Annotated in this window: 20 protein-coding genes and 3 pseudogenes; 14 read left to right on the top strand and 9 right to left on the bottom strand. The window is 70.7% G+C overall.

Annotated elements, in window-relative coordinates; translation table 11 throughout:
• Positions 1–8: 8 nt before the first annotated feature.
• A complete protein-coding gene (gene yicI, locus ACLU3S_RS03095; RefSeq protein ID WP_413950131.1) occupies positions 9–2,267 on the top strand; it encodes an alpha-xylosidase in 2,259 nt (752 codons plus the stop codon).
• Positions 2,268–2,298: 31 nt separating this feature from the next.
• Positions 2,299–3,321, top strand: a complete 1,023-nt coding sequence (locus ACLU3S_RS03090) for a LacI family DNA-binding transcriptional regulator (protein WP_413950130.1) — start codon at positions 2,299–2,301, stop codon at positions 3,319–3,321.
• 81 nt (positions 3,322–3,402) lie between these two features.
• Here ACLU3S_RS03090 and ACLU3S_RS03085 read toward each other — a convergent pair whose 3' ends face one another.
• The 3 genes from ACLU3S_RS03085 to ACLU3S_RS03075 all read right to left on the bottom strand — a co-directional run bounded on the left by ACLU3S_RS03085 (position 3,403) and on the right by ACLU3S_RS03075 (position 5,076).
• Positions 3,403–3,828 carry a VOC family protein gene (locus tag ACLU3S_RS03085; RefSeq protein ID WP_413950129.1) on the bottom strand — a complete coding sequence of 142 codons (426 nt, stop codon included), beginning with the start codon at positions 3,826–3,828 and terminating at the stop codon, positions 3,403–3,405.
• 103 nt (positions 3,829–3,931) lie between these two features.
• On the bottom strand, positions 3,932–4,381 hold the full coding sequence (locus ACLU3S_RS03080) for a hypothetical protein (protein ID WP_413950128.1): 450 nt from the start codon (positions 4,379–4,381) through the stop codon (positions 3,932–3,934).
• A gap of 248 nt (positions 4,382–4,629) precedes the next feature.
• The gene (locus tag ACLU3S_RS03075; RefSeq protein WP_413950127.1) at positions 4,630–5,076 is read right to left on the bottom strand and encodes an anthrone oxygenase family protein; all 447 of its coding nucleotides are present in this window, start codon (positions 5,074–5,076) and stop codon (positions 4,630–4,632) included.
• A gap of 91 nt (positions 5,077–5,167) precedes the next feature.
• Between ACLU3S_RS03075 and ACLU3S_RS03070 the strand changes: the two genes are divergently transcribed.
• A complete protein-coding gene (locus tag ACLU3S_RS03070) occupies positions 5,168–5,746 on the top strand; it encodes a TetR/AcrR family transcriptional regulator (RefSeq protein ID WP_413950126.1) in 579 nt (192 codons plus the stop codon).
• Between the two features lie 245 nt (positions 5,747–5,991).
• A complete protein-coding gene (locus tag ACLU3S_RS03065; RefSeq protein ID WP_413950125.1) occupies positions 5,992–7,014 on the top strand; it encodes a zinc-dependent alcohol dehydrogenase family protein in 1,023 nt (340 codons plus the stop codon).
• A 92-nt stretch (positions 7,015–7,106) separates the two neighbouring features.
• Here ACLU3S_RS03065 and ACLU3S_RS03060 read toward each other — a convergent pair whose 3' ends face one another.
• The 3 genes and pseudogenes from ACLU3S_RS03060 to ACLU3S_RS03050 form a co-directional block, all read right to left on the bottom strand.
• Entirely contained in the window at positions 7,107–7,667 is a 561-nt protein-coding gene (locus tag ACLU3S_RS03060) for a hypothetical protein (protein ID WP_413950124.1), read from the bottom strand.
• A 215-nt stretch (positions 7,668–7,882) separates the two neighbouring features.
• A pseudogene (locus ACLU3S_RS03055) lies at positions 7,883–8,440 on the bottom strand (beta-galactosidase); the annotation flags it as partial.
• Positions 8,438–8,667: pseudogene (locus ACLU3S_RS03050) on the bottom strand (sugar ABC transporter permease); the annotation flags it as partial. The pseudogenes ACLU3S_RS03055 and ACLU3S_RS03050, both read right to left, overlap by 3 nt.
• Positions 8,668–8,718: 51 nt before the next feature.
• On the opposite strand from ACLU3S_RS03050, the gene ACLU3S_RS03045 reads away from it, so the two are divergent.
• The 4 genes and pseudogenes from ACLU3S_RS03045 to ACLU3S_RS03030 all read left to right on the top strand — a co-directional run bounded on the left by ACLU3S_RS03045 (position 8,719) and on the right by ACLU3S_RS03030 (position 12,914).
• Positions 8,719–9,507 (top strand): DeoR/GlpR family DNA-binding transcription regulator, encoded by a 789-nt coding sequence (locus ACLU3S_RS03045; protein ID WP_413950123.1) that lies wholly within the window; start codon positions 8,719–8,721, stop codon positions 9,505–9,507.
• Positions 9,504–10,841, top strand: coding sequence for a 6-phospho-beta-glucosidase (locus ACLU3S_RS03040; protein ID WP_413950122.1), 1,338 nt, complete (start codon positions 9,504–9,506; stop codon positions 10,839–10,841). The genes ACLU3S_RS03045 and ACLU3S_RS03040 overlap by 4 nt, the downstream gene beginning before the upstream one ends.
• Positions 10,842–10,886: 45 nt before the next feature.
• A pseudogene (locus ACLU3S_RS03035) lies at positions 10,887–11,962 on the top strand (alpha-mannosidase); the annotation flags it as partial.
• A gap of 256 nt (positions 11,963–12,218) precedes the next feature.
• Positions 12,219–12,914 carry an ANTAR domain-containing protein gene (locus ACLU3S_RS03030; RefSeq protein WP_413950172.1) on the top strand — a complete coding sequence of 232 codons (696 nt, stop codon included), beginning with the start codon at positions 12,219–12,221 and terminating at the stop codon, positions 12,912–12,914.
• Between the two features lie 202 nt (positions 12,915–13,116).
• On the opposite strand, the gene ACLU3S_RS03025 is transcribed toward ACLU3S_RS03030, so the two are convergent.
• The gene (locus ACLU3S_RS03025) at positions 13,117–14,355 is read right to left on the bottom strand and encodes an Ig-like domain-containing protein (RefSeq protein WP_413950121.1); all 1,239 of its coding nucleotides are present in this window, start codon (positions 14,353–14,355) and stop codon (positions 13,117–13,119) included.
• A gap of 387 nt (positions 14,356–14,742) precedes the next feature.
• Positions 14,743–16,449 carry an MFS transporter gene (locus tag ACLU3S_RS03020; RefSeq protein WP_413950120.1) on the bottom strand — a complete coding sequence of 569 codons (1,707 nt, stop codon included), beginning with the start codon at positions 16,447–16,449 and terminating at the stop codon, positions 14,743–14,745.
• 1,217 nt (positions 16,450–17,666) lie between these two features.
• Between ACLU3S_RS03020 and ACLU3S_RS03015 the strand changes: the two genes are divergently transcribed.
• The 6 genes from ACLU3S_RS03015 to ACLU3S_RS02990 all read left to right on the top strand — a co-directional run bounded on the left by ACLU3S_RS03015 (position 17,667) and on the right by ACLU3S_RS02990 (position 23,650).
• Positions 17,667–19,157, top strand: coding sequence for an alkaline phosphatase family protein (locus tag ACLU3S_RS03015; protein WP_413950119.1), 1,491 nt, complete (start codon positions 17,667–17,669; stop codon positions 19,155–19,157).
• Between the two features lie 190 nt (positions 19,158–19,347).
• Positions 19,348–19,986, top strand: coding sequence for an HD domain-containing protein (locus ACLU3S_RS03010; protein ID WP_413950118.1), 639 nt, complete (start codon positions 19,348–19,350; stop codon positions 19,984–19,986).
• Positions 19,987–20,576: 590 nt separating this feature from the next.
• Positions 20,577–21,467, top strand: a complete 891-nt coding sequence (gene sigJ, locus ACLU3S_RS03005) for an RNA polymerase sigma factor SigJ (RefSeq protein WP_413950117.1) — start codon at positions 20,577–20,579, stop codon at positions 21,465–21,467.
• A gap of 180 nt (positions 21,468–21,647) precedes the next feature.
• Entirely contained in the window at positions 21,648–22,568 is a 921-nt protein-coding gene (locus ACLU3S_RS03000; protein WP_413950116.1) for an NADP-dependent oxidoreductase, read from the top strand.
• Positions 22,569–22,582: 14 nt separating this feature from the next.
• Positions 22,583–23,065: a cupin domain-containing protein gene (locus ACLU3S_RS02995; RefSeq protein ID WP_413950115.1), complete on the top strand. Its 483-nt coding sequence runs from the start codon at positions 22,583–22,585 to the stop codon at positions 23,063–23,065.
• 126 nt (positions 23,066–23,191) lie between these two features.
• Complete coding sequence (locus ACLU3S_RS02990; protein WP_413950114.1) at positions 23,192–23,650, top strand: carboxymuconolactone decarboxylase family protein; 459 nt, start codon at positions 23,192–23,194, stop codon at positions 23,648–23,650.
• A 230-nt stretch (positions 23,651–23,880) separates the two neighbouring features.
• Here the strand turns inward: ACLU3S_RS02990 and ACLU3S_RS02985 are convergent, their stop codons facing one another.
• Positions 23,881–25,911, bottom strand: coding sequence for a SpoIIE family protein phosphatase (locus ACLU3S_RS02985; RefSeq protein WP_413950113.1), 2,031 nt, complete (start codon positions 25,909–25,911; stop codon positions 23,881–23,883).
• Between the last annotated feature and the right edge of the window lie 88 nt (positions 25,912–25,999).

Here is a 25,999-nt window from a genome sequence, read left to right as displayed (position 1 = left end):
GGTACGGCTTGAAATTCACCGACGGCTACTGGCTGCTGCGCGAAGGCGTCACAGCGGCCCACCCGGTGCAGGTCCTGGACGTGACCACGCCCCCGGGAGGCCTGGAGATCCACGCGCCCACCCAGCCCATCCGCCACCGCGGCGACCTGCTGAAGGGACCGGTCGTGACGATCAGCGCGCACGCGCCGATGCCGGACGTCATCGGCCTCACCCTCACGCACTTCGAGGGCGAGCAGCCCCGGGGGCCCCGGTTCGAGATCCAGCGCAACGACGGCTTCTCACCGCACGTGGAGGACGACGAGGAGCACGCCACCCTCACCTCGGGCGCCCTGTCCGTACGGGTCGCCCGCACCGGACCCTGGCACATCGACTTCCTCGCCCACGGCCGCACCCTGACCACCAGCGGCCCCAGGAGCATGGGCATCATGCACGACGCCGGCGGCGCACACTACCTGCGCGAGCAGCTCAGCCTCGGGGTGGGCACCTCGGTGTACGGCCTCGGCGAACGCTTCGGACCGCTGGTGAAGAACGGGCAGGTCGTCGACATCTGGAACGCCGACGGCGGCACCTCCAGCGAACAGGCGTACAAGAACGTCCCGTTCTATCTGACCAACGCCGGCTACGGCGTCTTCGTCGACCACCCGGGCAAGGTCTCCTTCGAGGTCGGCTCCGAGGCCGTGTCGCGGGTCCAGTTCAGCGTGGAGAGCCAGCAGTTGACGTACTACGTCATCTACGGTCCCACACCAAAGGACATCCTGCGCCGGTACACCGCCCTCACCGGCCGCCCGGCGCTGCCACCCGCCTGGTCGTTCGGGCTGTGGCTGTCGACCTCCTTCACCACCTCCTACGACGAGGCCACCGTCACCTCCTTCATCGACGGCATGAGGGAACGCGAACTGCCGCTGTCCGTCTTCCACTTCGACTGCTTCTGGATGCGCGAGTTCAACTGGTGCGACTTCCAGTGGGACCCGCGGGTCTTCCCCGACCCGGAGGGGATGCTGGCCCGGCTGAAGGACAAGGGCCTGCGCATCTGCGTCTGGATCAACCCCTACATCGCCCAGCGCTCACCGCTGTTCGCCGAGGGCAAGGCCCTGGGCCACCTGCTGAAGAGGCCGGACGGCAGCGTGTGGCAGTGGGACCTGTGGCAACCGGGGATGGCGCTGGTCGACTTCACCAGCCCGGGCGCCCGTGACTGGTACGCCGCCAAGCTGGAGGCGCTGCTCGCGCAGGGCGTCGACTGCTTCAAGACGGACTTCGGGGAGCGCATACCGCTCGACGTGGCGTACGCGGACGGCTCGGACCCCGAGCGGATGCACAACCACTACACGTACCTGTACAACCGCACCGTCTTCGACGTGCTGCGCAAACACCGCGGCGAGCAGGAGGCCGTCGTCTTCGCCCGCTCGGCGACCGTCGGCAGCCAGAAGTTCCCCGTGCACTGGGGCGGCGACTGCGAGGCGACCTACGCGTCGATGGCCGAGTCGCTGCGCGGCGGCCTCAGCCTCGGTCTGTCGGGCTTCGGGTACTGGAGCCATGACATCGGCGGCTTCGAAGGGACGCCGACCCCGGGGCTGTTCAAGCGATGGGTCGCCTTCGGCCTGCTCTCCTCGCACAGCCGGCTGCACGGCAGTTCCTCCTACCGGGTGCCCTGGCTGTTCGACGAGGAGTCCGTGGACGTGCTGCGGCACTTCACCCGGCTGAAGCTGCGCCTGATGCCCTATCTGTACGAGGCCGCGCGCACCGCCCATGCCGAGGGTCTGCCCGTCATGCGGGCGATGGTGCTGGAGTTCCCGGACGACCCCGCGTGCGCGCACCTGGAACGGCAGTACATGCTCGGCCCGGACCTGCTGGTCGCGCCCGTGTTCAGCGACGAGGGCGAGGTGTCCTACTACGTGCCCGAGGGGGAGTGGACGCACTTCGTCACCGGGCGCTCGGTGACCGGGCCGCGCTGGGTGCGTGAGCGGCACGGATTCTCCAGCGTGCCGCTGCTGGTCAGGCCGGGCGCGGTCATCCCGGTGGGCGCGGTGGACGACCGGCCCGACTATCCGCACGCCGACGGGGTGACCCTGCGAGCGTTCCGGCTGGAGCGGGGCGCCGAGGTGACGGTGCCGGTCGGGGACGTGACCTTCACCGTCGTACGAGAGGGCATGATGCTGCGGGCTTCGTGCAGTGATCCTCGGGCGCCCTGGGCGCTGGCGAGCGCAGAGCGTACCGCCCGTGCGGCGGCGGGCACCGGATTTCTGTCGTTGGAGCTGGAGTCGGAGTGAGGGTTCCACCCCTGACAGGAACTGGACTGACATGGTGAAGATCACGGACGTGGCCCGGCACGCGGGCGTCTCGCCCAGCACGGTTTCCTACGCCCTCAGCGGCAAGCGCCCCATCTCCGAGGAGACCCGGCGGCGCATCGAGGCGGCCATCCGCGAGCTGGGCTATCGCCCGCACGCGGGCGCCCGCGCACTGGCCAGCAGCCGGTCCAACGTGCTGGCGCTGGTGATGCCGCTGCGTTCCGGGATCAACGTCCCCGTGGTGATGCAGTTCGCCGTGTCGGTGGTGACGGCCGCGCGCCGGCACGACCACGACGTGCTGCTGCTCACCCAGGAGGAGGGCGAGGAGGGGCTGCGGCGCGTGGCGGACACGGCGCTGGTGGATGCGCTGATCGTGATGGACGTCCAGATGCACGATCCGCGGCTGCCGCTGTTGCGGGTCCTGGACCGGCCGTCCGTGCTGATCGGATTCCCGGCCTCAGCGCACGGCCTCACCTGCATCGACCTCGACTTCACGGCGGCTGGCGGACTGTGCGTGGAGCATCTGGCGGAACTCGGGCACCGGGTGGTGGCGCTGGTCGGGTCGCCGCCGGAGGTGTACCTGCGGGGCACCGGGTTCGCGCAGCGGGTGGCGCAGGGTTTCACGACGGCGGCCGACCGGCACGGGCTGGTGTCGTCGGTGCACCCCTGCGAGGCCACTCCGGCCGCCGCCCGCGGGGTCGCCGAACGGCTGCTGCGCGAACAGCCGGGGCTGACCGGGGTGGTCGTGCACAACGAGGCGGTCCTGGAGCCGCTGATCGACGCCTTCGCATCGCTGGGTCTGAGCGTACCCGGCGATCTGTCCGTCGCCGCGATCTGCCCGGACGAGCAGGCGGCCGGTGCCCGGGTGCCGGTCACCTCCGTCGCCATCCCGTCCGCGGACGTGGGGGAGCAGGCGGTGGAACTGCTGATGAAGAAGCTGGCCGGTGCGGAGGTGCCGGAGTCCACCCTGCTCGTCCCGCGCCTGACACCTCGGGCGAGCACCGCACCGCGCACCGCACCGCGCACCGCGCCGTGAGGCCGCGCCGTCCCGTAGTGAAGGCGGCCCGGCTGTCCGCGGGGGCTTTGAAGGCCGTCGGACAGCCACGGCATCCGCCTCTCAGTCGAGGCAGAACTCGTTGCCCTCGGTGTCCTGCATGACGATGCACGCATCGTTTCCGTCATAGAGGAGTTCCACGCGTACGGCGCCGAGCGGGAGCAGTCGTGCGCATTCGGCTTCGAGCGCGGCGAGGCGCTCCTCACCCACGAGCCCGGTGCCGACCCTCACGTCGAGATGCACCCGGTTCTTGACGACCTTGCCTTCGGGAACGCGCTGGAAGAACAGGCGCGGGCCCACACCCGAGGGATCGCTGCAGGCGAACCACGAACCCCTGTCCTCAGGGGGCCGGGAGCGATCGAACTCCTCCCACGTGGCGAACCCCTTCGGCGGCGACGCGACGTACCCCAACACCTCGCACCAGAAGCGGGCGACGCGCTCGGGTTCCGCGCAGTCGAAGGTGACCTGGAATTGCCTGATCGTTGACACAGGCGCACCCTAACAGGGCGACGCCGTGGCTCATCTCCCCTCGGACGCCCGCCTGTTGGCGGCAGGACGGTCGGTGCGGCGGGGGTGGAGGGTGACGCGTCGATCACTGCGGTGGGCGGGGCCCGGGGACCCGGGTCAGGAGGCTCACCGCGCCGTGCAGTTGGTCCAAGGCGTCACGCAGCATCGGGCGGTCGTGCGGCGCGGCAGCCACCAGCGCCTGGTCGAGAAGTTGCCGACGGCGTTGCCGCATGGCTTCGAGCACGCACTTTCCGGCGCCGGTGAGGCAGATCTCCCCGGAGGGGAGGCGGCGCACCAGCGTGCGGCGCTCCAGTTGGCCGAGCAGCCGGGCCGCAGACGCGGGGCCGAGACCGAGTTCGCCGGCGAAGCGTCCCGGATCGGTCGGCCTGGCGCCCAGGGCGAGCAGGCCGCGGATCTGATCGACCGGGACCGTGGGGGCGACGTCCTCGTGCGCTCGCCGACACAACTCGATCATCGACGCGGCGAGGTGTTCCGCCGCATGCGCTGCTTCGGCAGGTTCGGGATCCAACGCCATGGCCTACCCCTTCCTTCGTGCCGTTGAGTCCGGGCACTTACTCGGCTGACGTCCCATCAATTCCGCCTTTTCATTCGAAAATCCCGTGAGCTGGGGCGAAGGGAAATCAGCGTGCGGAAGAGGCCCGTCATTCGGGTGAAGGGACACGGATTGCGGAGGATGGCCCTGGCTCTCTCGCGCTCACCCCGACCGGGCACGAGCCGGCGCCGTACGGGAGCGAGCCGGCGCACGACGGGCCGGCGGTGGTATCAGACGATGGCGCAGGCGAGCAGGGTGAAGGCGGCGATGACGACGGCGACGCGGACGTAGTGGTAGCGGCCCCAGCGGTGCAGCTGCTCCTTCCAGTCGGCGGGCCGGTTCTCGGGGGTCCAGGTCTTGTTCCGGTTGTTGATCGGGACGAGGAGCAGGATCGACATGACCACGCTGATGATCAGCAGTCCGGCGGCGGTGGCGACGAGTCCGGCGCCGTGGTGGGGCCATGCGGCGACGGCCCAGATCGCGCTGAGGACGAGTGAGCCGATGTACCAGAACGGCATCAGGGCGCCGAGCATCCGGCCGCCGTGGGCGTGGCCGAGCTGACCGCTGTCCTCGGGAAGCGCGTCCAGGATCCGGTTCATGATGAAGGCGACGGAGAACTCCACCCCCACCATCAGGCCGACGACGACGGTGGTGACGACCTCGAGCGCGTTGAGCATGACGATCCCTCCGTGGATCTAGCGTTGCTAGCCGATGAGGCAACGCTAGTACTGCTGCCGCTCGGTTGTCTAGCGATGCTAGGATCGAGTCATGTCGGTACAGGAACGCAAGCAGCGCGAGCGCGCGGAACGTGAGCGCCTCATCGTGGCGACAGCCCGCGAACTCGCCGAGCAGGAGGGCTGGGACGCGGTCACCACCCGCCGGCTCGCCGAGCGCATCGAATACAGCCAGCCCGTCCTCTACAGCCACTTCCGCGGCAAGAGGGAGATCATCGGCGCCGTTGCCCTGGAGGGCGCCACCGATATGGCCGCGGCGCTGCGGGCCGCGACCTCTGCCGAGGACGACCCGCGGGCCCGGGTCGCCGCCCTCGCCCGCGCCTACCTCGATTTCGCCGCTCGCAACCCGGCGGTCTACGACGCCCTGTTCCAGCTCGACGGTGGCCTGGTGTATGCGCAGGAGGACACGCCGGAGCCGCTGAAGGACGCCTTCGCAGCGCTGATGGAGAGCCTGGGTGAGGTTGCCGGGGACGGCGTCGGCCCCGGGCTGTTCACCGAGGTGTTCTGGGCATCCCTGCACGGCCTTGCGACCCTGACCCGCGCAGGGCGCCTGCTGCCCGCGGATGCCGATGCCAGGGTGGAGCTGCTGGTGGAACGGCTCGCCGTGGTCTGACAAACCCGTTCCGGCGGGCACGCCGCCGGGGCCCTGCGGCCCCGGCGCTACCGGCCCGCGGCAACGCTTCCGGTCGCTCGCGTCCACCCCCCCAACTGCCGCCGGGGTGTGCTCCGCCGGAGCCGTTGCGCCGCCCCTGTGGTCGGCGGCCCGAGCCTGGGAACCCGGGAGACCGCGGGGCTCGCCCCCCTGCCTCAACAGGAAACCGGCGCCGTGGTGCCGGAGGCATGACGAGGAGGCCCACCATGCGTGGAGCGGTGATGTACACGCCCGGCGACGTCCGGGTCGAGGAGCGTGAGGACCCTGAGATCATCGAGCCGACCGACGCGATCGTGAAGCTGACGGCGACGTGCATCTGCGGCTCGGACCTGTGGCCCTACCGCGGCGTAGGGACCGTCGACCACCAGTTCATGGGACATGAGTACGTGGGTGTCGTGGAGGACGTCGGCTCCGAGGTGAAGAACGTCAAGCCCGGAGACTTCGTGGTCGGCTCGTTCGTCATCTCCGACAACACCTGCGAGATCTGCCGATCCGGGTTCCAGTCGAAGTGCGTGAACGCCGTGTTCGTGGGGGAGACGATCGGCACCCAGGCGGAGAGGGCCCGCATCCCGTATGCCGACGGCACCCTCGTCGCCACTCCGGGACAGCCCGACCCGGAACTGATCCCCGCGCTGCTGGCCGCCTCCGACGTGCTGGGCACCGGCTGGTTCGGCGCCGTCGCCGCCGAGGCCGGTCCCGGCAAGACCGTCGCGGTCGTCGGAGACGGCGCGGTCGGCCTGATGGCGGTGCTGGCCGCCAGGCAGCTGGGCGCGGACCGGATCATCGCCATGTCCCGCCACCCCGAGCGGCAGAAGCTGGCCCGCTACTACGGCGCCGACGACATCGTCGAAGAACGGGGCGACGAGGGCGTCGCGAGGATCAAGGACCTCACGGGCGGGCTCGGTGCCCACTCGGTGGTCGAAGCCGTCGGCACCCAGGAGTCCTTCATGCAGGCGGTCGGCGCCACCCGGGGCGGCGGGCACCTGGGCTATGTGGGCCTGAACTACGACGTGTCCATTCCCGGGATCGAGCTGTTCTTCGCCTGCATCCACGCCCTCGGCGGCCCGGCCCCCGTGCGCCGGTTCCTGCCCGATCTGATCCAGCTCATCTGGGACCGCACGATCGACCCCGGCAAGGTCTTCGACCTCACCCTCCCCCTGGACCTGGCGGCGGAGGGCTACAAGGCAATGGACGAGCGCCGCGCGACCAAGGTGCTCCTCACCCTCTGAACACCTTCTGAACACCTTCTGAACACAGCAAGGTCGATGGAGCAGCCCCGTGCGGCGCCTTGATCGATCCCGTCCGAGACAGGGACGCGGGTTCACCGGCCGGCGCCGTCGGCGTCCGGTTGGGCGTGGTGCGCGGAGGCCTTCGCGACCTGCTTGAGCGCCGATGCCGTGGCCGGGTCACCGACCTTGGCGGGCTGTTCGTGCGGGTGACGTGCGGGGTGGTCCTCGTGGAAGTGGGAGGCGGCCAGCCGGTCGCCGGCACCGTACCGCTCCGTGCCGGCGGCACTCACCGGGGCGGCGCCGGACACAGCGGGCGGAACACCGTTCCCCGTCGCGCCGCCCTCCGCGTTGCGAGCCCTCTCGTCCTGAGCCGTCTCCCCGTGCGGCCCCTTCGGGGGGTGCGGCTGGGTCAGCCATGCGACGGCCGCCCCGGTGACAGCCATGGGCCATTCCACCAGTCCCGCGACTCCGAGCACGCCGGCCGAGGTGTAGACCGCCATCCGGCGGCCGCGCGGAGAGATGGCTCCGATCCAGTCCAGCGCGCTGTCGGCGGCCCTGGCCACCTGCTCGGCCCCGGGCAGTCGGCGCAGCGCGTGGCCGGCGGCTCGCAGCGGCTGAGGAAGGTCCGATGAACTCACCTTGAGCTGGTTCATGTCGAGCTCCCTCCGCGGGTCTTTCAAGGGGTGCCGGCTCCGAGTTTCCCGGTGTCACACCACCTATGCCGGAGTGGGCCACCGGCCGAGTGCCGGGCCGGCGATGTGCGCCCGGGCCCGGCGAGCAGTCGTGCACGACGGGCTGCTCGGCGGCCAGGTCCTCCTGGGCGTGCTGCACGGCCGTCTTCACGGTCGGCGCCACGGGAAGGCGGGGATCACGGCACGCGCAACGTCCAGCTCCAGCGGTGGGTCCCTGGTGCGACGAGGTAGGCGGAGAAGGTGTCGGGGCCGCACGAGGCCGTTCCGAGGCCCCGGTGCGCGGCGTCGATGTGGACCACACAGCTGGACCGCGGTGTGAGTTCGTCGTGGTGCGCGGCCGCGGTGAGGTCCTCGGCACGGTAGCGGGTGACCGAGACCTGGCGGGGCTCGTCCAGCTCGACCGAGAGCCCGGTGGCGCCGGGGGCCGACAGCCTGAACCGCCGCACGCCGTGGCGGCCGCCGCTCTCCTGCGGCCGCGGGTACGGGGTGAACAGGTCGTCGACGGGCAGCACGTGGTGGCCGACCGGTGCCCCGGCCGCCCGGTCCGGATACGACTCCCAGGGGCCCTGGCCGAACCACTCCGGCAGATCGAGCCCGGCCACCGTCTCGAAGACCGAGCCGATCCGGGCGCCGTCGTGGAACTTAGCGGGCAGCTCGGCCGACTCCTCGACCCGGACGCCGCCCTCGACAGGCGCGAACTCCCGCCGGTGGCGCACCACGCCGAGGGCGCGGGCGATGGCGACCTTGATGCCCCACGGGGTGTTCAGCCACGCCACCTGATCGAGGCCGACCGCCTGCACCAGGGCGGCACCAGGCCGAAGTTGGTGGAGAAGGCCGAGCCGAAGACGATCGCGACGGCCACCACCGAGGTGACGTCCGGCAGGAAGTAGGCGAAGCGGTAGACGTTCTTGAGGCGGACCGCCGAGTTCAGCATCACGGCCGTCACCATGGCCAGGAAGATCTCCGAGATTGGTCAATAGTCGAGCAGAAGTGAGCATCAATTCGATTGAAGATGACGAGTAGTGTTCATGGCGTGCCGGCGGAACGACGACACCAACTCATCCTGCGGGCCCTGCGCTCCGGCGGTCCCGCCTCCGTGACCGATCTTTCCGAGCAGCTGGGCGTGAGCCCCGCCACGATCCGGCGCGACCTGGTCAAGCTGGAGGACGGGCTGCTCACGCGGGTGCACGGTGGCGCGGTCGCGGAGGAGGGCGACCAGCCCTTCGCCGAGGTCGCCGAGGTGCGCGTGGCCGAGAAGGACGCCATAGCGGAGCGTGCCGCGGCCATGGTCGCCGACGGCCAGTCGGTGCTGCTCGACATCGGCACCACCGCCTACCGACTGGCCCGCCACCTGCACGGCCGGCGCCTCACGGTCATCACCAGCAACCTCGTGGTCTACGAGGAGCTCGCCGACGACGAGGGCATCGAACTGGTGCTGCTCGGCGGCATGGTCCGGCGCGAGTACCGGTCCCTGGTCGGCTTCCTCACCGAGGACAACCTGCGTCAGCTGCACGCCGACTGGCTGTTCCTGGGCACCAGCGGGGTCCGGCCGGGCGGGCAGGTGATGGACACGACGGTCGTGGAGGTGCCGGTCAAACGCGCCATGATCAAGGCGGGCGACAAGGTGGTGCTGCTCGCCGACTCGGCCAAGTTCCCGGGCACGGGCATGGCGAAGGTGTGCGGCCCCGAAGACCTGGACATGGTGGTGACCGACGCCCCCGTCGACCCGGTGACCCGTTCCTCCCTGGAGGAGGCCGGCGTCGAGGTGGTCACGGCAGGAGCAGGAAAGGCACGGACGTGAAACTGACGATCCTGGGCGGCGGTGGATTCCGGGTGCCGCTGGTGTACGGGGCGCTGCTGACCGACCGCGGCGAGGGGCGGGTGACGGAGGTCGTTCTGCACGATCTCGACGACAGCCGGCTGCAGGCGGTCGCCCGTGTGCTGGCCGAGCAGGCGTCGACCGTCGACGACGCCCCCGCCGTCACCGTCAGCACCTGCCTCGACGAGGCCCTGCGCGGCGCCGACTTCGTCTTCTCCGCGATCCGTGTCGGCGGCCTGGAGGGCCGCGCGCACGACGAGCGGATCGCGCTGGCCGAGGGCGTCCTCGGCCAGGAGACGGTGGGCGCGGGTGGCATCGCATACGGCCTGCGGACGGTCCCCGTCGCCGTCGACATCGCCCGACGGGTGGCCCGCCTCGCCCCCGACGCCTGGGTCATCAACTTCACCAACCCCGCCGGCCTGGTCACCGAGGCCATGTCCCGCCACCTGGGTGACCGCGTCATCGGCATCTGCGACTCCCCGGTCGGCCTCGGCCGCCGTATCGCCCGCGTCCTCGGTGCGAACCCGCAGGAGGCCTGGATCGACTACGTCGGTCTCAACCACCTCGGCTGGGTGCGCGGCCTGCGCGTCGCGGGCCGTGACGAACTGCCGCGCCTGCTCGCCGACCCCGCCCTGCTCGGCTCCTTCGAGGAGGGCAAGCTCTTCGGCGCCGACTGGCTGCGGTCCCTCGGCGCGATCCCCAACGAGTACCTGCACTACTACTACTTCAACCGCGAGGCCGTCCGCGCCTACCAGCAGGCCGACAAGACCCGCGGCACCTTCCTGCGCGACCAGCAGGCGCACTTCTACCAGCAGGTCAGCAAGCCGGGCGTGAAGGCACTGGACGTCTGGAACCGCACCCGCGCCGAGCGCGAGGCGACCTACATGGCCGAGAACCGGGAGACCGCGGGCGCCGGCGAACGCGACGCCGACGACCTCTCCGGCGGCTACGAGAAGGTCGCCCTCGCCCTGATGCGGGCCATCGCCCGCGACGAGCGCACCACCTTGATCCTCAACGTCCGCAACCGCGGCACCCTGTCCGTGCTCGACGGCGAGGCCGTCATCGAGGTGCCCTGCTGCGTCGACGCCAACGGCGCCCACCCGGTCGCCGTCGACCCGCTGCCCGACCACGCCACCGGCCTCGTCTGCTCGGTGAAGGCCGTCGAGCGCGAGGTGCTCGCAGCCGCCGAGTCCGGCTCCCGCGCGACGGCCGTGAAGGCGTTCGCGCTGCACCCGCTGGTCGACTCGGTGAACGTCGCCCGCCGGCTGGTCGAAGGCTACGCCGCGGTCCATCCCGGCCTCGCCTACCTCACATAGCCGGCCCATCGATCAGCGCTGTCCCGCCCTCTTCTGGAGACCTCCATGCACGACGAACGCCGCCGGATCGAGGCGCGCGTAGAGCGCCTCCACAACCAGCGCATCAAGCCCGCGATCCACGGGGCCGCCGTCCCCCTCGAGGTGACGGCCTGGCAGGCCCCCGGGGAGCCGGTGCCCTTCGAGGAGGCCGCCTCCGCCCCGTACGAGCCGTTCGCCCCGGGCACCCCATGGGGGCCGCCCTGGGGCACCACCTGGTTCCGGTTGCGCGGCCGGGTTCCCGCCGAGTTCGCGGGTCGCCGCGTCGAGGCCGTCATCGACCTCGGCTTCGTGGGCGACTGGCCCGGCAACCAGGCCGAGGCCCTGGTCCACCTCACCGACGGAACCCCGCTCAAGGCGGTCAACCCGCTCAACCAGTACGTGCCGATCGCCGGCCCGGCGACCGGCGGCGAGGCCGCCGACTGCCTGCTCGAGGCCGCCTCCACCCCGGCATCCTCGCCGACGACTTCGCGGCCCCGACCCCGCTCGGCGACGTCCTGACCGCCGGCGACACGCCGCTCTACACGTTCCGGCGCGCCGACATCGCCGTCCTCGACGAAGAGGTCTGGCACCTCGACCTGGACCTTCAGGTGCTGCGCGAGCTGATGCGGGAACTGGGCGAGCACGACCCGCGCCGGCACGAGATCATGCACGCCCGCGACCACGCGATGGACCTGATCGACCTGGACGACATCCCGGGTTCGGCGCCCGCCGTCCGCGAGGTGCTGAAGCCGGTGCTGGCCAAGCCGGCGCACGCGAGCGCCCACCGCATCTCCGGCGCGGGCCACGCGCACATCGACTCGGCCTGGCTGTGGCCGATCCGCCAGACCAAGCGCAAGACGGCCCGGACCTTCTCCAACGTGACCTCGCTGGCGGACGAGTACGAGGAGTTCGTCTTCGCCTGCTCACAGGCCCAGCAGTCCGAGTGGGTGCGCGACAACTACCCGCGGGTCTGGGCCCGCATCCAGGAGTCGGTCAAGTAGGGCCAGTGGGTGCCGGTCGGCGGCATGTGGGTGGAGGCCGACGGCAACCTGCCCGGCGGCGAGGCCGTCGCCCGCCAGTTCGTGCACGGCAAGCGGTTCTTCTGCTCGCCCTCGAACTGGACGGCGATGTGGAGCTGTACCAGGGGTCCGGCCGGTCCTGACCGGCTGCCGTCCGGCCGCCACCTCCCGGTCTCGGCCCTCCCGCCCCCTTCCCCACGTGTGCCGCTGCGCACAGCAACGCTCGTGCCACATCGCCGTGCCCAGCGGGTAGGCGCACAGCGAGGCCCGATCGAAGAGGCACATGCATGGGAGGTGACACGCAGTGGACCCGTTCGACGGCAACCACCACAGACTCGACATGATCGACTGGCTGCTGGAGACCGCTTCCCTGTACGAATTCCTGCACCATCTCGTCGAAGACGCCGTCGCGACCGCGGGCGCGGACGGCTGCGGAGTGACGGTTCAGCGGCGTCAGGGGCCGCTGACCGTGGTCAGCACCGGGGGAGTGGCGGAGAAGCTCGACGAGAAGCAGTACGGCCAGAACGACGGACCCTGTCTGCAGGCGTTGCGGACCGGACAGGCCGTGCACGTTCCGGACACGCTGGAGGAGACCCGCTGGGGGGCGTATCCGGCCTTCGCGGCCGATCTCGGCGTCCGCTCCTCACTGTCCCTGCCGATCCCGGTGCATGCTCACACCGCCGGGGCGCTGAACTTCTACGCCGGCGACCCGGACGGGTTCTCGGCGGACGACCGGCACATGCTGGCGTCGTTCGCCGCGCAGGCCGGCGGCGGCATCGCCCTGGCGCAGCGGCTGGCCGACATGGAGGACTTCACCCGCGACCTGCAGACCGCGCTGGCCTCGCGCCGCGTCATCGACCAGGCCATCGGCAGCATCATGCAACAGCGGCGCTGCACCGACGAGGCGGCGTTCGGCCTGCTGCGTCGGCTGTCCCAGGAGACCAATCTCAAGCTCCGGGACGTCTGCACCCGTCTGCTGACCGACCTCGCCGGCCGGCCCCCGGCTCAGCGGCCGCCCTTGCGGCCCCGGCCGTGAGGGGGGCGTGAGGCAATCCTCACCGTCGGTCCGGCAGGCGTCCCGGTGCTGCGGCGCGTCTCGCCGCCGCAGCACCCTGGCCGCCGCCGGCGCGGCCGGCCGTCGCAGGTCCCGCAGCCTGCCGCGCGCGTCCGAGCAGTACCGGGGCGCGCCCGCGCCCGTCACCCCGGCAGTGCCGCCCGCACTCCGGATGTGCCGCGCGTCAGCCGGCCGAACCGCCCGAGATCCACTGGCTCCACGGCATGTTCCAGTCGCTGAGGCCGTTGTCCGGGGCCAGCTTGGTCTTGTCCGAGGAGTTCTTGACGATCACGACGTCACCGACCATCGAGTTGTCGAAGAACCACGCGGCGGGCCGCTTGCCGTCGCCGCCGCCCTTGACGTCCTTGAGGCCCACGCAGCCGTGGCTGGTGTTGGTCTTGCCGAAGACCGAGTCCGCGGCCCAGTAGTTGCCGTGGATGAACGTGCCCGAGGCGGTCAGGCGCATCGCGTGCGGTACGTCGCTGATGTCGTACGCGGGCTTGCCGTCCTTCAAGAGGCCGACGCTCGCGCCGTTCATGCGGATCTGCCGGTACTTCTCGGAGATGACCATCCGGCCGTTGTACGTCGGGTGCTCGGGGCTGCCGGACGAGATCGGGATGGTCTTGATCGTCTTGCCGTCGCGTACGACGGTCATCTGCTTCGTCTTCGCGTCGACGGTGCTGATCTGGCTCCGGCCGATCTTGAAGGTGACCTTCTTCTGGGCGCCGTGGAGGGTGAGCGTGACGGTGACGGTCGAGCCGGGCTTCCAGTAGTTCTTCGGGCGGAAGTCCAGGCGGTTGTTGTTGAACCAGTGACCGACGACCTGCTGCCCGCTGCTGGAGCTGACCCGGATCCGCGACGCCACGGCCGCTTTGTCGCCGACCGCCTTGTCGAAGTCGACTTTCACCGGCATGCCCACGCCGACCGTCGAGCCGTCCTCCGGGGAGAGGTGCCCGATGAAGTCGTTGGCCGGGGAGACCGTGGTGATCGTGGCGTTCGCGGTGGCGGAGCGATTCTTGGCGTCCTCGGCGTCCGCGGCGATCTGGTACTTGGTGGCCCGCTCCAGGTGTCCGTTCGGCTTCCAGGACGTGCCGTCCGCGGACAGGGTGCCGGGTATTTCGGTGCCCGTCGCGACGGCGGTCATGGTCACCTTGGTGAGCTTCCCGTGGCTGACCGTCACTTTCACGGGGCCATTGATCCCGACATTGAAGGCGCCTTGGCCGGGCGTGATCCTGATCCGGGCGTCCGAGGCGTCCTGGGCGCCCGTCTGAGCTCCCTGCGTCTGCGACTTCGGGTGGTTCCCGGTGCCATTGCCGCTGGTGGCAGCGCTGCTGGTGCCGCCGAGAGCCGTCAGCGCGAGCACCCCGCCGAGTGCGCCGGCCGTAGCGATCAACCCGGTATGTCGCTTGCGTATCGTGATCAAGCCCTTCTCCCATGCCGCTGGACGTTGCCTTCCCGGGCCGATAGCCGGAGGGACGGCAAATGGCCGTATGAACCACTTTTAGCCATTCATCCGCGTCAAGGAGCAATTGGTGGCGAATTTCACGCACGGCGAGAGCGTCGCCGCACCCTGCCCGGCCGGCATGTCCGGGGCGCCCGGGACCGCCTGCGCACCGAGGCGCGGACAGCACACAGGCGATCTGGTCGCGCCGCCCGGTGCGGGCCGTGGCGCCGGTCCTGGTTCGGGCGTACGCGTGGGTGGGGCGGTGGCGGCAGTGCCGACCGCCGTGTGCGCGCCGCGAGCACTGACGCCACAGCCCGGGTGGGCAGCCCTTGAGCCGCCCACCCGGGCGTGAGGGTGGCGGCAGGGTCAGCCCTCCTGGGCGAGGGCCGCCAGTTCGCGATCCACGACGCGCTGGTGCTCCACCGCCTCGTCGCGGGCCTTGCGCGGGCTCCAGCGCCCCGCCATCACGAAGATGAACGGCAGGAAGATCACTTGCCCGGCGACACAGATCAGCCACCAGGTGCGCCACTGTTCGGGGCCCTGGGCGGCGGCGTTCTGCACCTGGGACCCGTAGCGGTGCAGCAGCGCCAGCTGCGGCTGGGCCTTGCGCACGGTCGCCAGGTCGGCGGCCCCGACCTCGCGCGCCGCCTGCGCCGCCAGCGCCGGCGGGACGGCCGTCGGAGGATAGGCCTCGAGTTCGGCGAAGAGCTTCGGGTGCGCGTCGATGATGGCCAGAGCGGGGGCCGCCTGGATGCTTGCGGCCTTCACCTGGGCGCCGTGCTCGACCAGGGGCGTGGCCGAGGTCACCACGACCGGGACGAACGCCGTGGAGATCGCGACCACCGCCCGGATGATCCATCCCCACACCGCCAGACCCGTCGCCGTGGCGGCCGGGTTGTGCTTCTCCACGGTCTCGGTGAAGCTCGCCATCCAGGGCGCGTAGGCGACGCCGGTGAGCACGCCGATGGCGACGAACAGCGCGGCGAAGGTGTAGTAGCCGGTGTGCGCCTGCGTGGCGCGCAGGGCGAAGAGGGTGCTGACCACGATCGAGCCGACGGCTCCGACGACCATGAAGGGTTTGCGCACCTTCAGCCTGTCCGAGAGCAGACCCGCCACGACCAGAGCCACCGCGTTGGCCGCCCAGTACCAGTTGGCCAGCCCGTTGGTGCGCTGCTCGCTGTACCCGAAGGTCGCGGAGAAGTAGACGACGAAGTTCCCGACAGCGCCGAAGTAGAGCAGGAGGAAGAGGCTGACGGCCGTCGCCGAGCCGAGGACGTCCAGCCGCAGCATCTGCCGCCAGTGGCCCGCGGCCGCCGCCCTCGGATCCATGCCCTTGGCCCGCGCCTCGACGAGCGCACGGTCGCGCAGGCTGACCATGATCTGGTCGCGCAGCCGGGGCGACAGCTCGCGCAGCCCGAACAGCGCCAGCAGGAAGACGGCAAGCCCGGCATAGCCGGAATAGCGCAGCTCGTCCTGCCAGCTCGCGAAGGACAGGGTGCTGCTGGTGACGACGGTGACGACCAGGCTTCCGATGACCGGACCCATCGTCCAGTAGCCCATCGCGGTGGCTCGGCCGAGCTGTGGGGAGAAGTCCCGGATCAGTGCCGGCGTGGCCACCAGCACGATGCCTTCGATGAAGCTGAGGCAGGCGAAGAGCACCAGGTAGGTGGCCTTGTCAGGGGCGTTGGGCAGGCCGAGGAGGCTGAGCAGAGCGGCGACGAGGAGCCCGTAGACCACCATGTTGGCCCGGCCCCAGCGGTCGGCGAGGCCCGCCACGAGCGAGGCGAACGCGCCGATCGCGTTGCCGATGACGCTGACCCACACGAAGTAGCTGTAGGTCATGTGGAAGTGCGTGATGATCGACGTGGCGACCGCGTACTGCACGTAGAGGGCGTAGTACAGGACCACGGTGGTCAACACCACGATCGCCAGGTACGCCATCCGGCGTGAGGTGGCGGGGTAGTGGCTCAAGTCGCGGCGCCACAACCGGGTGGCGCGGTGGGGACTTTCCGGCGAGCCGGTGTCGGCAGTCGTGAGATTCGTGTCGTCGGGCGAAGCGGGCATGGCAGTCATGCGGCGGCTCCTGGGAACGGGCTGATGGGCCCGGTGCGATGGGTGCGGACAGTGCGCGCCTTGCGGCGCGGAGGGCACGAGCACTGTTCGGCAGGCGGGCCGAACGCCGGGATCTCTTGTCCGGACGGGGAAGATGTGCGCAGAGGGTAGTACCGACCAGTCGGTACGGCCTAGGGGTGTGCGCGGCGATACCGAAACGTGACCTGAGGTCAGGGGAGTTGTCGGAGCCGGATCGCCGGGAGGGGTGACGGGTGCGACCCTCGCGCGCTTCGCGCCGTCCCCTTGCTCGGCGGCTGGAGGCTCAACAGCCGTGCTTCGGGCGGAACGGGGGCGCAAGGTTTCCGCAGAGAGGGGCCGTCAAGCCGGCGAGACTTCGTTCATCCTTCCGTGGCGACTATGCCGGCGGGGTGTCGGGCAGTCTCGCTGTAGTGATTCGGGCAACTCCAGATATCTCGGTCGTAGTCAGCGAAAGGAGTATTTGATGGCAGTCGAGCCATTCGGATCGCTGCCGTATCGGTTTCACTGACAAGGTGGCCCTGCTTTCGGGTCCGTGGCACGCCACCGCTGTGAGGCGGGCCGCCGCCCCGGTCCCTGCCGGCTGTCGCCGCCGGGCGGCGACCCGGCGCGCCGTGTCCCCGATGCCCCGGAGCGCGCGCTGCGGTCCCGGCGCCTCCCACTGGGCCGTCGCCGGCCATGACAGCGCGACAGCCGTGTCAGGACAGTGTGCCCCGTCAGGACAGTGTGCCCCGTCGACGACACCGGCGCCCTCGACCACCGCTGGTACCGGCTCGTCGGCCGCGATTGCCGGGTCTCGTTTCCCTGCGTCCGCAACCACGACTTCGTGCCCCGATGCGCCGCGTGACGGAGCGACCCGCCCACGCCCGGGTGGGCGAACGCCCCGTTGAGGGCCGCGCGCAGCCTGCCCGCGGCCGCCGGTGACCTCCGCGAGGTACGGCCGTGAGCCGCCGACCGGCCACGCACGAGCCCCCGCCGCTTTCGGGAAGGCGCGCCCTGGTAACGGCACTTGGTCTGCCGGGCAACCCGTACCCGGCACACCCGCGATCACTCGCCACGCCGTGTGGGCAGCCCGGCCTGCCCCCGCAGGAGGCCGTCCGACGCGTCCGGGGCCGTACGCACGCCGGGAACTGATGACCCGTCACATTCACGGAACACCGTCCGAGGGGTCGCGTGCACCCAGGAACTAGAAGGGAAAGAGCATGCCGAACATGACGCGGCGCACGCTGCTGAGTGCGGCCGGCGTTCTCGGCGGGGGAGCGGCCTTGTCGCTGCTGCCGTTGAGTGTGCGGAGGGCCGTGGCGACCGGGCCGACGGGCGGCGGCTCGCTGGCGGACGTCGAGCACGTCGTCCTGCTCATGCAGGAGAACCGTTCCTTCGATCACTACTTCGGAACTCTCTCCGGCGTGCGGGGATTCGACGACCCGGACGCGCTGCGGCTGGGCACCGGCCGCTCGGTGTTCCACCAGCCCGACACGGGCCATCCCGACGGCTATCTGCTGCCCTTCCATCTGGACACCCGAACCACCAGCGCGCAGGCGCTGGGGTCGACCAGCCATGCGCGTACGGTGCAGCACCGGGCGTGGAACGGCGGCAGGATGGATCAGTGGCTGCCGGCGCACCGTGCCGCCGACGGCGCACGCGGCCCGTACGTCATGGGCTACTACACGCGCCGGGACATACCCTTCCACTTCGCGCTGGCCGAAGCCTTCACCGTCTGCGACCGCTATTTCTGCTCGGTGATGGGCCCGACCTGGCCCAACCGCATGTACTGGATGACCGGCACCATCGACCCCGCGGGCAGGCACGGCGGCCCCATCCTGCGCAACACCACCCCGGCCGGCGGCTACACCTGGACGACCTACGCCGAACGCCTGCAGGCGGCCGGCGTCAGCTGGCGGGTCTACCAGCAGAGCGACAACAACGGCTGCAACATGCTCGAACGGTTCGCCCGGTTCCGCGGAACCAAGGCGGGCGATCCGCTGTACGACAACGGCATGGCCGTCCGGCCCGCAGGAGCCTTCGAGGACGACGCGCGCAGAGACCGGCTGCCCACGGTCTCCTGGATCATCGCTCCCGCGGCCCAGTCCGAGCACCCCCACTACCTGCCGGACGCCGGCGCCGACTTCGTCGCCTCCAAGATCGAGGCGATCGCCTCGAACCCGAAGGTGTGGGCCAAGACCGTCTTCATCCTCAACTACGACGAGAACGACGGCCTGTTCGACCACGTGCCACCGCCCACACCCCCCTCGGGCACCGCGGACGAGTTCGCCGCCGGGCTGCCGATCGGCGCGGGCTTCAGAGTGCCCTGCATCATCGTCTCGCCCTGGACGATCGGCGGGTGGGTCGCGGGCGAGACCTTCGACCACACCTCCTGCCTGCGGTTCCTCGAACGGGTCACCGGAGTCGGGGAGCCCAATATCAGCGGTTGGCGACGCCGCACCTTCGGCGACCTCACCTCGGCCCTCGCCTTCCCCCGCTGGAACCCGAACCCGTGGCGCCGCGCGCTGTACCCGCTGGTCCCGATGCTCGGGCTCCAGCAGCCCGCACCCCCGCCACCGAGCCTGCCGGACACCGCCGAGCAGCTCAAGCGGGCCAAGCGGCAGGCCGCCGCCCTGCCCGCGCCCGCCGTTCCCGGCGCCGGCCGGCAGACCCCGCCCCGGCAGGAACCCGGCAGCCGCCGACGCCGCTGACGACGGCGGGGACCGGCGCTGTGGCCGGCACTTCGCCTCGGGGGGTGGACCCACGCCTCGCTGCCGGCCTGTCCGGATCCGGGTGACTCATGGCCGGAGCGAGGCGGCGCAGGACGTCGGGCGGTCGGCAGTGTGGAGCACGGACGCATCGTCCATGCGCAGCACACGGATGTCGAAAGGCGTACAGGACATGAGCGAGATCATCGCGGGAGTGGAGATTCCCGAAACGGCGGCGGCCGCCGAAGCCACCCGCGTCATGCAGACGATGACCAGCCCCCTCATCTACCATCACTCCCGACGTGTTTTCGCCTTCGGTGTCCTGCACGCGCGCAGGCTCGGCCTGGAGCCCGACCCGGAGCTTCTCTACCTGTCCGCCATGTTTCACGACACCGGTCTCCTGACGCCGTTTTCCGACGTCGAGCAGCGCTTCGAGGTCGACGGAGCCGACCACGCACGTGCGTTCATGCTCGACCGCGGGTTCCCGGCCGCGGCCGCGGACGTGGTGTGGACCGCGATCGCGCTGCACACGACTCCTGGAATTCCCGGGCGCATGGGCCCGGAGATCGCCATCACGAATCTCGGGGTACTGACCGACGTGCTCGGCCTGGCTCTGGACGAACTGGATCGCGGCCAGGTGGACGAGGTCGTCGCCACCCATCCGCGCGGCGACTTCAAGACCCAGTTCCTGCAGTCCTTTGTCGACGGACTCCGATACCGCCCGGAGACCACGAACGGAACCGTGAATTCGGATGTGCTGGAGCATTTCCTGCCCGGCTTCCGGCGCACCACCACGGTCGAGCGCATCATCGGCGCTCCGTGGCCGAGCTGATCGGGACGGCACGAAGACGCCTCCGGTGCGGGAGGGGCGGGGCTGCTGATCGGTCCCGTCCCTTCGGCACGCGGCACGGCCCGCCACCTTGCTGGGGGCTGTGCCGCCGGCTCTGGGCGCGTCCGACGGGCGGTGGCCATCGCGGTCGCGTCGCCGTCCGTCCATCTGGGCGGATCCGTGGTCGCAGGGCTGGGCGTCGGCCTGACGCGGCCACCTCCGCGCCCTCAGTGCGGTCCCCGACGCGAACGCGCGGTCGGAGGTCTTCTCGGCCGCCTATATGATCAGCTGTGCGACGTTGAGTCTTCCGTCCCTCGCGGCCGGGCTCGCGGCGCCCGTACAGGGGGCTGCGAGTCACGGGCTACCTGTACGTCGGCCTCGTCGGGGTGCCGTCCCGGGGGGCGGCCGTCCATGCCGGACGATCACGCGTTCCCGGGCGTACCGGCGCGATCCGGCAGGTACACGCTGGGAGAGCGGATCCCACGGGGAGCACACCCGCTGCTGACCGGCCGGCCTCCGCGGCGCTGTCTTCGAAGATCCCGCGTTCGCACGGGCGTCGCCGGGTCCGCACACTGGAGGAGGTAGTGATCCGTATGGGTGATGGTCGTGGGTCTGGACGGTCGGGGCTCGAGGACCTGCTCCAAGCCGAGTGGGAGAGGCACCGGCCCGCGGTCTTCGGCGCGGCCTACCGGCTGCTGGGCAGTGTGGCCGATGCCGAGGACGTGACCCAGGACGTCTGGCTGCGAGCGGCCGGAGCGGATCTGCAGGACATCGGGGATCTGCGGGCCTGGCTGGTGACGGTGGCCGCGCGGCGGTCGTACGACATTCTCAAGAGTGCCCGTTTCCGCCGGGAGACCTATGTCGGGCCGTGGCTGCCGGAGCCGCTGCTGACGGGGCCGGACGCGTCGCAGCCGGTACTCGTCGACGAGTCCGTCGGTTCGGCGATGCTCCTGATCATGGAGGAGCTGAGCCCGCCGGAGCGGGTGGCCTTCGTCCTGCACGATGTCTTCGGCCTCGAGTTCGTCCGGATCGCCCACGTGCTGGACGTCTCCGTGCCGGGTGCCCGGCAGCTCGCCTCGCGGGCGCGACGGCGGGTGGCCAAGGCGAAGCAGTCCGCGCCGCAGGCGTCGAAGGCGGAGCGCGAACGCCTCCTCACGGCCTTCCGGGCCGCCTACGAGGCCGGGGACCTGGCCGGACTGATCAGGCTTCTGCACCCGGACGCCGTCTATGTCACCGACGGCGGCGGCAAGGTCGCCGCGGCGCGCAAGCTCATCCACGGCCACGAGCGGGTCGCCCAGGTCATGGTCCGTACGGGGCGCCAGTGGCGCCCGGACCGCATCGACTTCGCGGAGGTCGGCGGCGAGCTCGCCCTCGTGTTCCACCGGGAAGGCCGGGTCTACTCCGTCGACACGGTCCAGATCACGGACGGCCTGATCGCCGCGTACCGCAGGGTCATCAATCCCGACAAACTCATGCGCCTCTGAGCCGTCACACTCCGAGGGGCTGCCTCGTCTCCCTGGCGAGAACGCAAGACGGGCGACGCAGGAACGCGGCGGAGCAGGTGAGAGCGATCGTGCAGCACGGCATACATGCACCTGCAGTCGATACGAGCCTGCGCGCGAGCGGGTTGTGCGCTGGGGTCGCCCTTCCCAGTAAGGATCTGTATGCAAGCCATCACTGTGCGGGACCGTGACGCCGGTCCCGCCGGGATGTCCCTGACGGACATGCCCCACCCCCATGCGGCGGAGAACGACGTCATCGTGCGGGTGCACGCGGCCGGCTTCACCCCCGGCGAGCTGGACTGGCCCGCCACCTGGACCGATCGCGCCGGCCGCGACCGGACGCCGAGCGTGCCCGGGCACGAGCTGTCCGGCGTCGTCACCGAGCTGGGGTACGGCACCACGGGCCTGAGCGTCGGCCAGCGGGTGTTCGGTCTGGCCGACTGGGCCCGTAACGGCACGCTCGCCGAGTACACCGCGGTGGAGGCCCGCAACCTCGCCCCGCTGCCGGCGGACATCGACCACACCGTGGCCGCCGCGTTGCCGATCTCCGGGCTCACCGCCTGGCAGGGCCTGTTCGACCACGGCCGCCTCACCACCGGCCAGACCGTCCTGATCCATGGCGCCGCGGGCGGTGTCGGCTCGATCGCCGTACAGCTCGCCCGCGAGGTCGGCGCCCGCGTCATCGGCACCGGCCGCTCCGCCGCCCGGGACAGGGCGCTCTCCCTGGGCGTGGACACCTTCATCGACCTGCAGACCGACAAGCTGGAGGACGCCGGCGAGGTCGACGTCGTGTTCGACGTGATCGGCGGCGACATCCTCAACCGCTCCGCCGCCCTGGTCCGCCCCGGCGGCACACTGGTGACCATCGCCATGCCGCCCGAGGTCCGGCCCAGGGACGGACGGGCGATCTTCTTCGTCGTCGAACCCGACCGCGCCCGGCTCACCGACCTGGCCGCACGCGTGAGGGACGGCCGGCTCAAGCCGGGCGTCGGCGCCGTGCGGCCGCTCGCCGAAGCACCTTCCGCCTTCGCCCCCGGCAGCAGCACCCCGGGCAAGACGATCATCCGCGTCGCGGAAGACTGAACAGGAGACCCCCCATGATCGGAATGCGGATCGCCGGCGGCGTGCTGGCCGCCGCCGCGCTGGCCGCGGCCACAGGCTGCTCGACCTCGGACCAGCCCACCCACGCGAAGGCGACGGCCGCAGCCGTCGCATCGCCCGCGGCCGTGACGTCCACGAGCCCCGCCGAAACTCTCAAGCCGCTCCTCCAGCAGGCCCTGCCGAACGTGAAGGGCAAGACGTTCACCTCGGCGATCGTCGACTTCCCGCCCCACGCACGCGCGATGCCGCACCGGCACGGCCAGGCGTTCGTCTACGCCTACGTCCTCCAAGGCACCGTGCGCAGCCAGATCCAGGGCCAGCCCGTGAAGACCTACCACCAGGGCGAGAACTGGGTCGAGTCGCCAGGTGCCCACCACGTCCTCACCGAGAACACCAGCCCGACCGAACGAGCCAAGCTCCTGGTCGTCTTCATCTCCAACACCGGAGACAAGCTCAAGGTCGACGACACGGCGTCGTAGACCGACGCAGCGCAGCTGACGGCACCGGGCCGCGCCCCACGCGGTCCCTGCCAGAACACACGTGACCGGCCGGCCCCACGCGGGCGAAGTGCGCGGCGCAGACCACAGCAACGAGACGAAGGAATCATGACCGACCCCCAGCGCGTCAACATCGGCAAGCAGCACCCGGCCCCCTACAAGGCCCTCATCGCCCTGTCCTCGGAGGTGGAGGAGGCGGCCACCGCGGCGGGCCTCGACCCACTGCTGGTCGAGCTGTTGCGGATCCGTACCTCCCAGATCAACGGGTGCGCGTTCTGCTTGCGCATGCACACCCGCGACGCCCTCAAGAAGGGCGAGAACCCCGACCGGATCGCCGTGCTGCCCGCATGGGAAGAGACCGGCTACTTCTCCGAGACCGACCGCGCCGCCCTCCGCCTGACCGAGGCGATCACACGCGTGCCGGACGGACACGTCGGCGACGAGGACTACAACGCCGCGGCGGCCGTGCTCACCGCGGATCAGGTCTCGGCGGTCGCCTGGCTCGCGACCGTGATGAACGCCTTCAACCGCGTCGCGATCACCAGCCGCTACCCCGTCGGCAACTGACTCGGCGACAGTGCCCGCAGCGGCAGGTGCTGCCTGCGTTGTGAAGTCGGTGGTGGCTGCGGCCGGCGCGAGCCGCCCCGGCCGCAGCCGAGCGCGGAGGCGTCCCGGACGGATGGCACATGCGCGAGGGCGCTGCGTCACCTGCTCATCGACCACCCCTGTCGGGCCACGGGCCGGTCCGCGTTCCCGGTCGTGAACGGGACACGGGCCCGGCGAAACGCGCAGGCCGGTCAGCGGGTGGGGTGGGCGCGGGCCAGGAGCAGGGCGATGTCGTCGTCCATCGGGCCGTCGGGCGCCAGGGTGTCGACGACCGATGCGCACAGGTCGTCGAGACTGGACACGGGGCGGGCGAGCGCGGTGGCCAGCCGCCGCATTCCGCCTTCGACATCGTGGTCCATCTCGATCAGACCGTCGCTGTACAGCCCGATGACGCTGTTGTCCGGCAGCTCCACTTCGGTCGACTCGAAGGAGCCCAGCCCCACCCCGATGGGTGCACCTGGACGTATGTCGGCGAACTCGACCGATCCGTCCGGGAAGAGGATCACGGGCGGGGGATGGCCCGCGCTGGACATGGTGCATCGCCGGGATGCCGGGTCGTACACACCGTAGAGGCAGGTGGCTCCGAAGGCCCAGGGGGAGGTGACGTCGGCGGAGCGTTCACGAGCGATGTCGGCGGCGACTTCATCCATGGTGCGCAGCAGTTCGTCCGGCGGCAGTTCCAACTTGGTGAGCACACGCGTCGTGGTGCCCAGCCGTGCCATGGTGACAGCTGCGTTGATGCCGTGACCGACGACGTCTCCCACGACCAGGGCCACGCGGGCGTCAGGCAGTTGGATGACGTCGAACCAGTCGCCCCCGACGCCGACGTACGTGTCCGCGGGCAGGTAGCGGGTGCACACCTCGACCGTGCTGCCGCCCGACAAGTGGTGGGGCAGCAGGTCGCGTTGTATCGCGAGCGCGGCCGTGCGCTCTCGCGTATAGCGCAGGGCGTTGTCGATGATCAGTGCGGCCCGGGCCGCGAGTTCCTCGGCAAGAGCGAGGTCGGCCCTGCTGAACGGGACCGGGTTCTGGCTGCGCACGAAGACGGCGACGCCGAGTGTCGTCCCGCGGGCCTGCAGAGGAACGACCATGAGGGAATGCATTCCGGTCTCCCTGATGACCCGGGCCCGATCCGGGTCATTGTCGAGCCAGGTGCCGGGCGAGGTGTCGAGAACGGGCTCGAAGTGGGACGCGCGGTTTCTGAGCACCGTGATGAATGGGGATTCCGGTGGAACGTAGACGGGCGTTCCCCGCGCCCAGAGAGACTCGCGAAGATCGGCGTGGATGGAGGCGGCGCCGGCGCGGTAGAAGCCGGGGATGCTCGTATCGGTGGGCTTGAGGCGCCGCAACGGCTCCTTGTCCAACGGCACGGCCTCGACGAGGTCGATGGTGACGTAGTCGGCGAGGTTCGGTACCGCCGTCTCCGCCAGCTTCTGGCTGGTGACCAACGGGTCCAGATCCGTTCCGATGCGGCTCTTCGCTTCGTTGAGCACACGAAGCCGTCCGCCTTCCTGCCTCGCGTCGGCCCGCATAGCCACGGAGCAGACGCCCAGTGGCCGGCCGTCCGGCGCATCGAGGCGGACGAAGGCCACACGGTAGTAGCGGTCGGGAGCCCGGTTCTCGTCCGGCCACAGTTCGTGCCCGAGCAGTGGCACACCGTTGCGCAGGACGCGCGCCATGGCGCGTTCCAGGAACTCCGGGTGATGAGCGCGGAACACGTCGGTGACATGACGGCCCGGCCCCGGCTCGGTTTGGTAGATGTCCTGGTTGTGCACGCTGTCGTTGGACCAGATACAGCGCAATTCCCGGTCCCAGACGGCCAGGCTGATGGGGGAGTGGTGGAAAAGCGCGTCCACCGCGGCGGAATCCAGGGCAGGCCGGCCGAACGCGTTCCGCCCCCATACGAGCCAGCCCGCGCCGCCGTCGGCCTGCAGCGGAGTGACGTGCAGATCCGCGGTGGCCTCACGGCCGTCGCTGCGGCGGATGTGCACCCGCCCCGACCAGGGGTCGCCGGCGACAACCTGGGGACTTTCGGAGGCGCCCGGAGCCAGCAGCCCCTCGGCGGGCCGGTGCAGCACTTGGTCGGCCGAAAACCCCCACAGGCGTTCCGCGGCCCCGGTCCACGCGGACACCGTCCTGTCGGCACCGAGCACTGCCAGGACGTCACCCGGCTGGACGGCTCCCTCTTCCGTGGACGATCGCGTAGAGCCATCAGTGGACATAGTGCAACTATGCCGCGCATATGGGGCCCCTTCCACGGCAGCAGGCCGCGGTGATCCACCTGGTGCCACCGGGGCCGTGACACAGCGG

Source organism: Streptomyces sp. AF1A (assembly GCF_047340315.1).
Taxonomy (GTDB): domain Bacteria; phylum Actinomycetota; class Actinomycetes; order Streptomycetales; family Streptomycetaceae; genus Streptomyces.
This window is presented reverse-complemented; position numbering and strand designations above follow the sequence as displayed.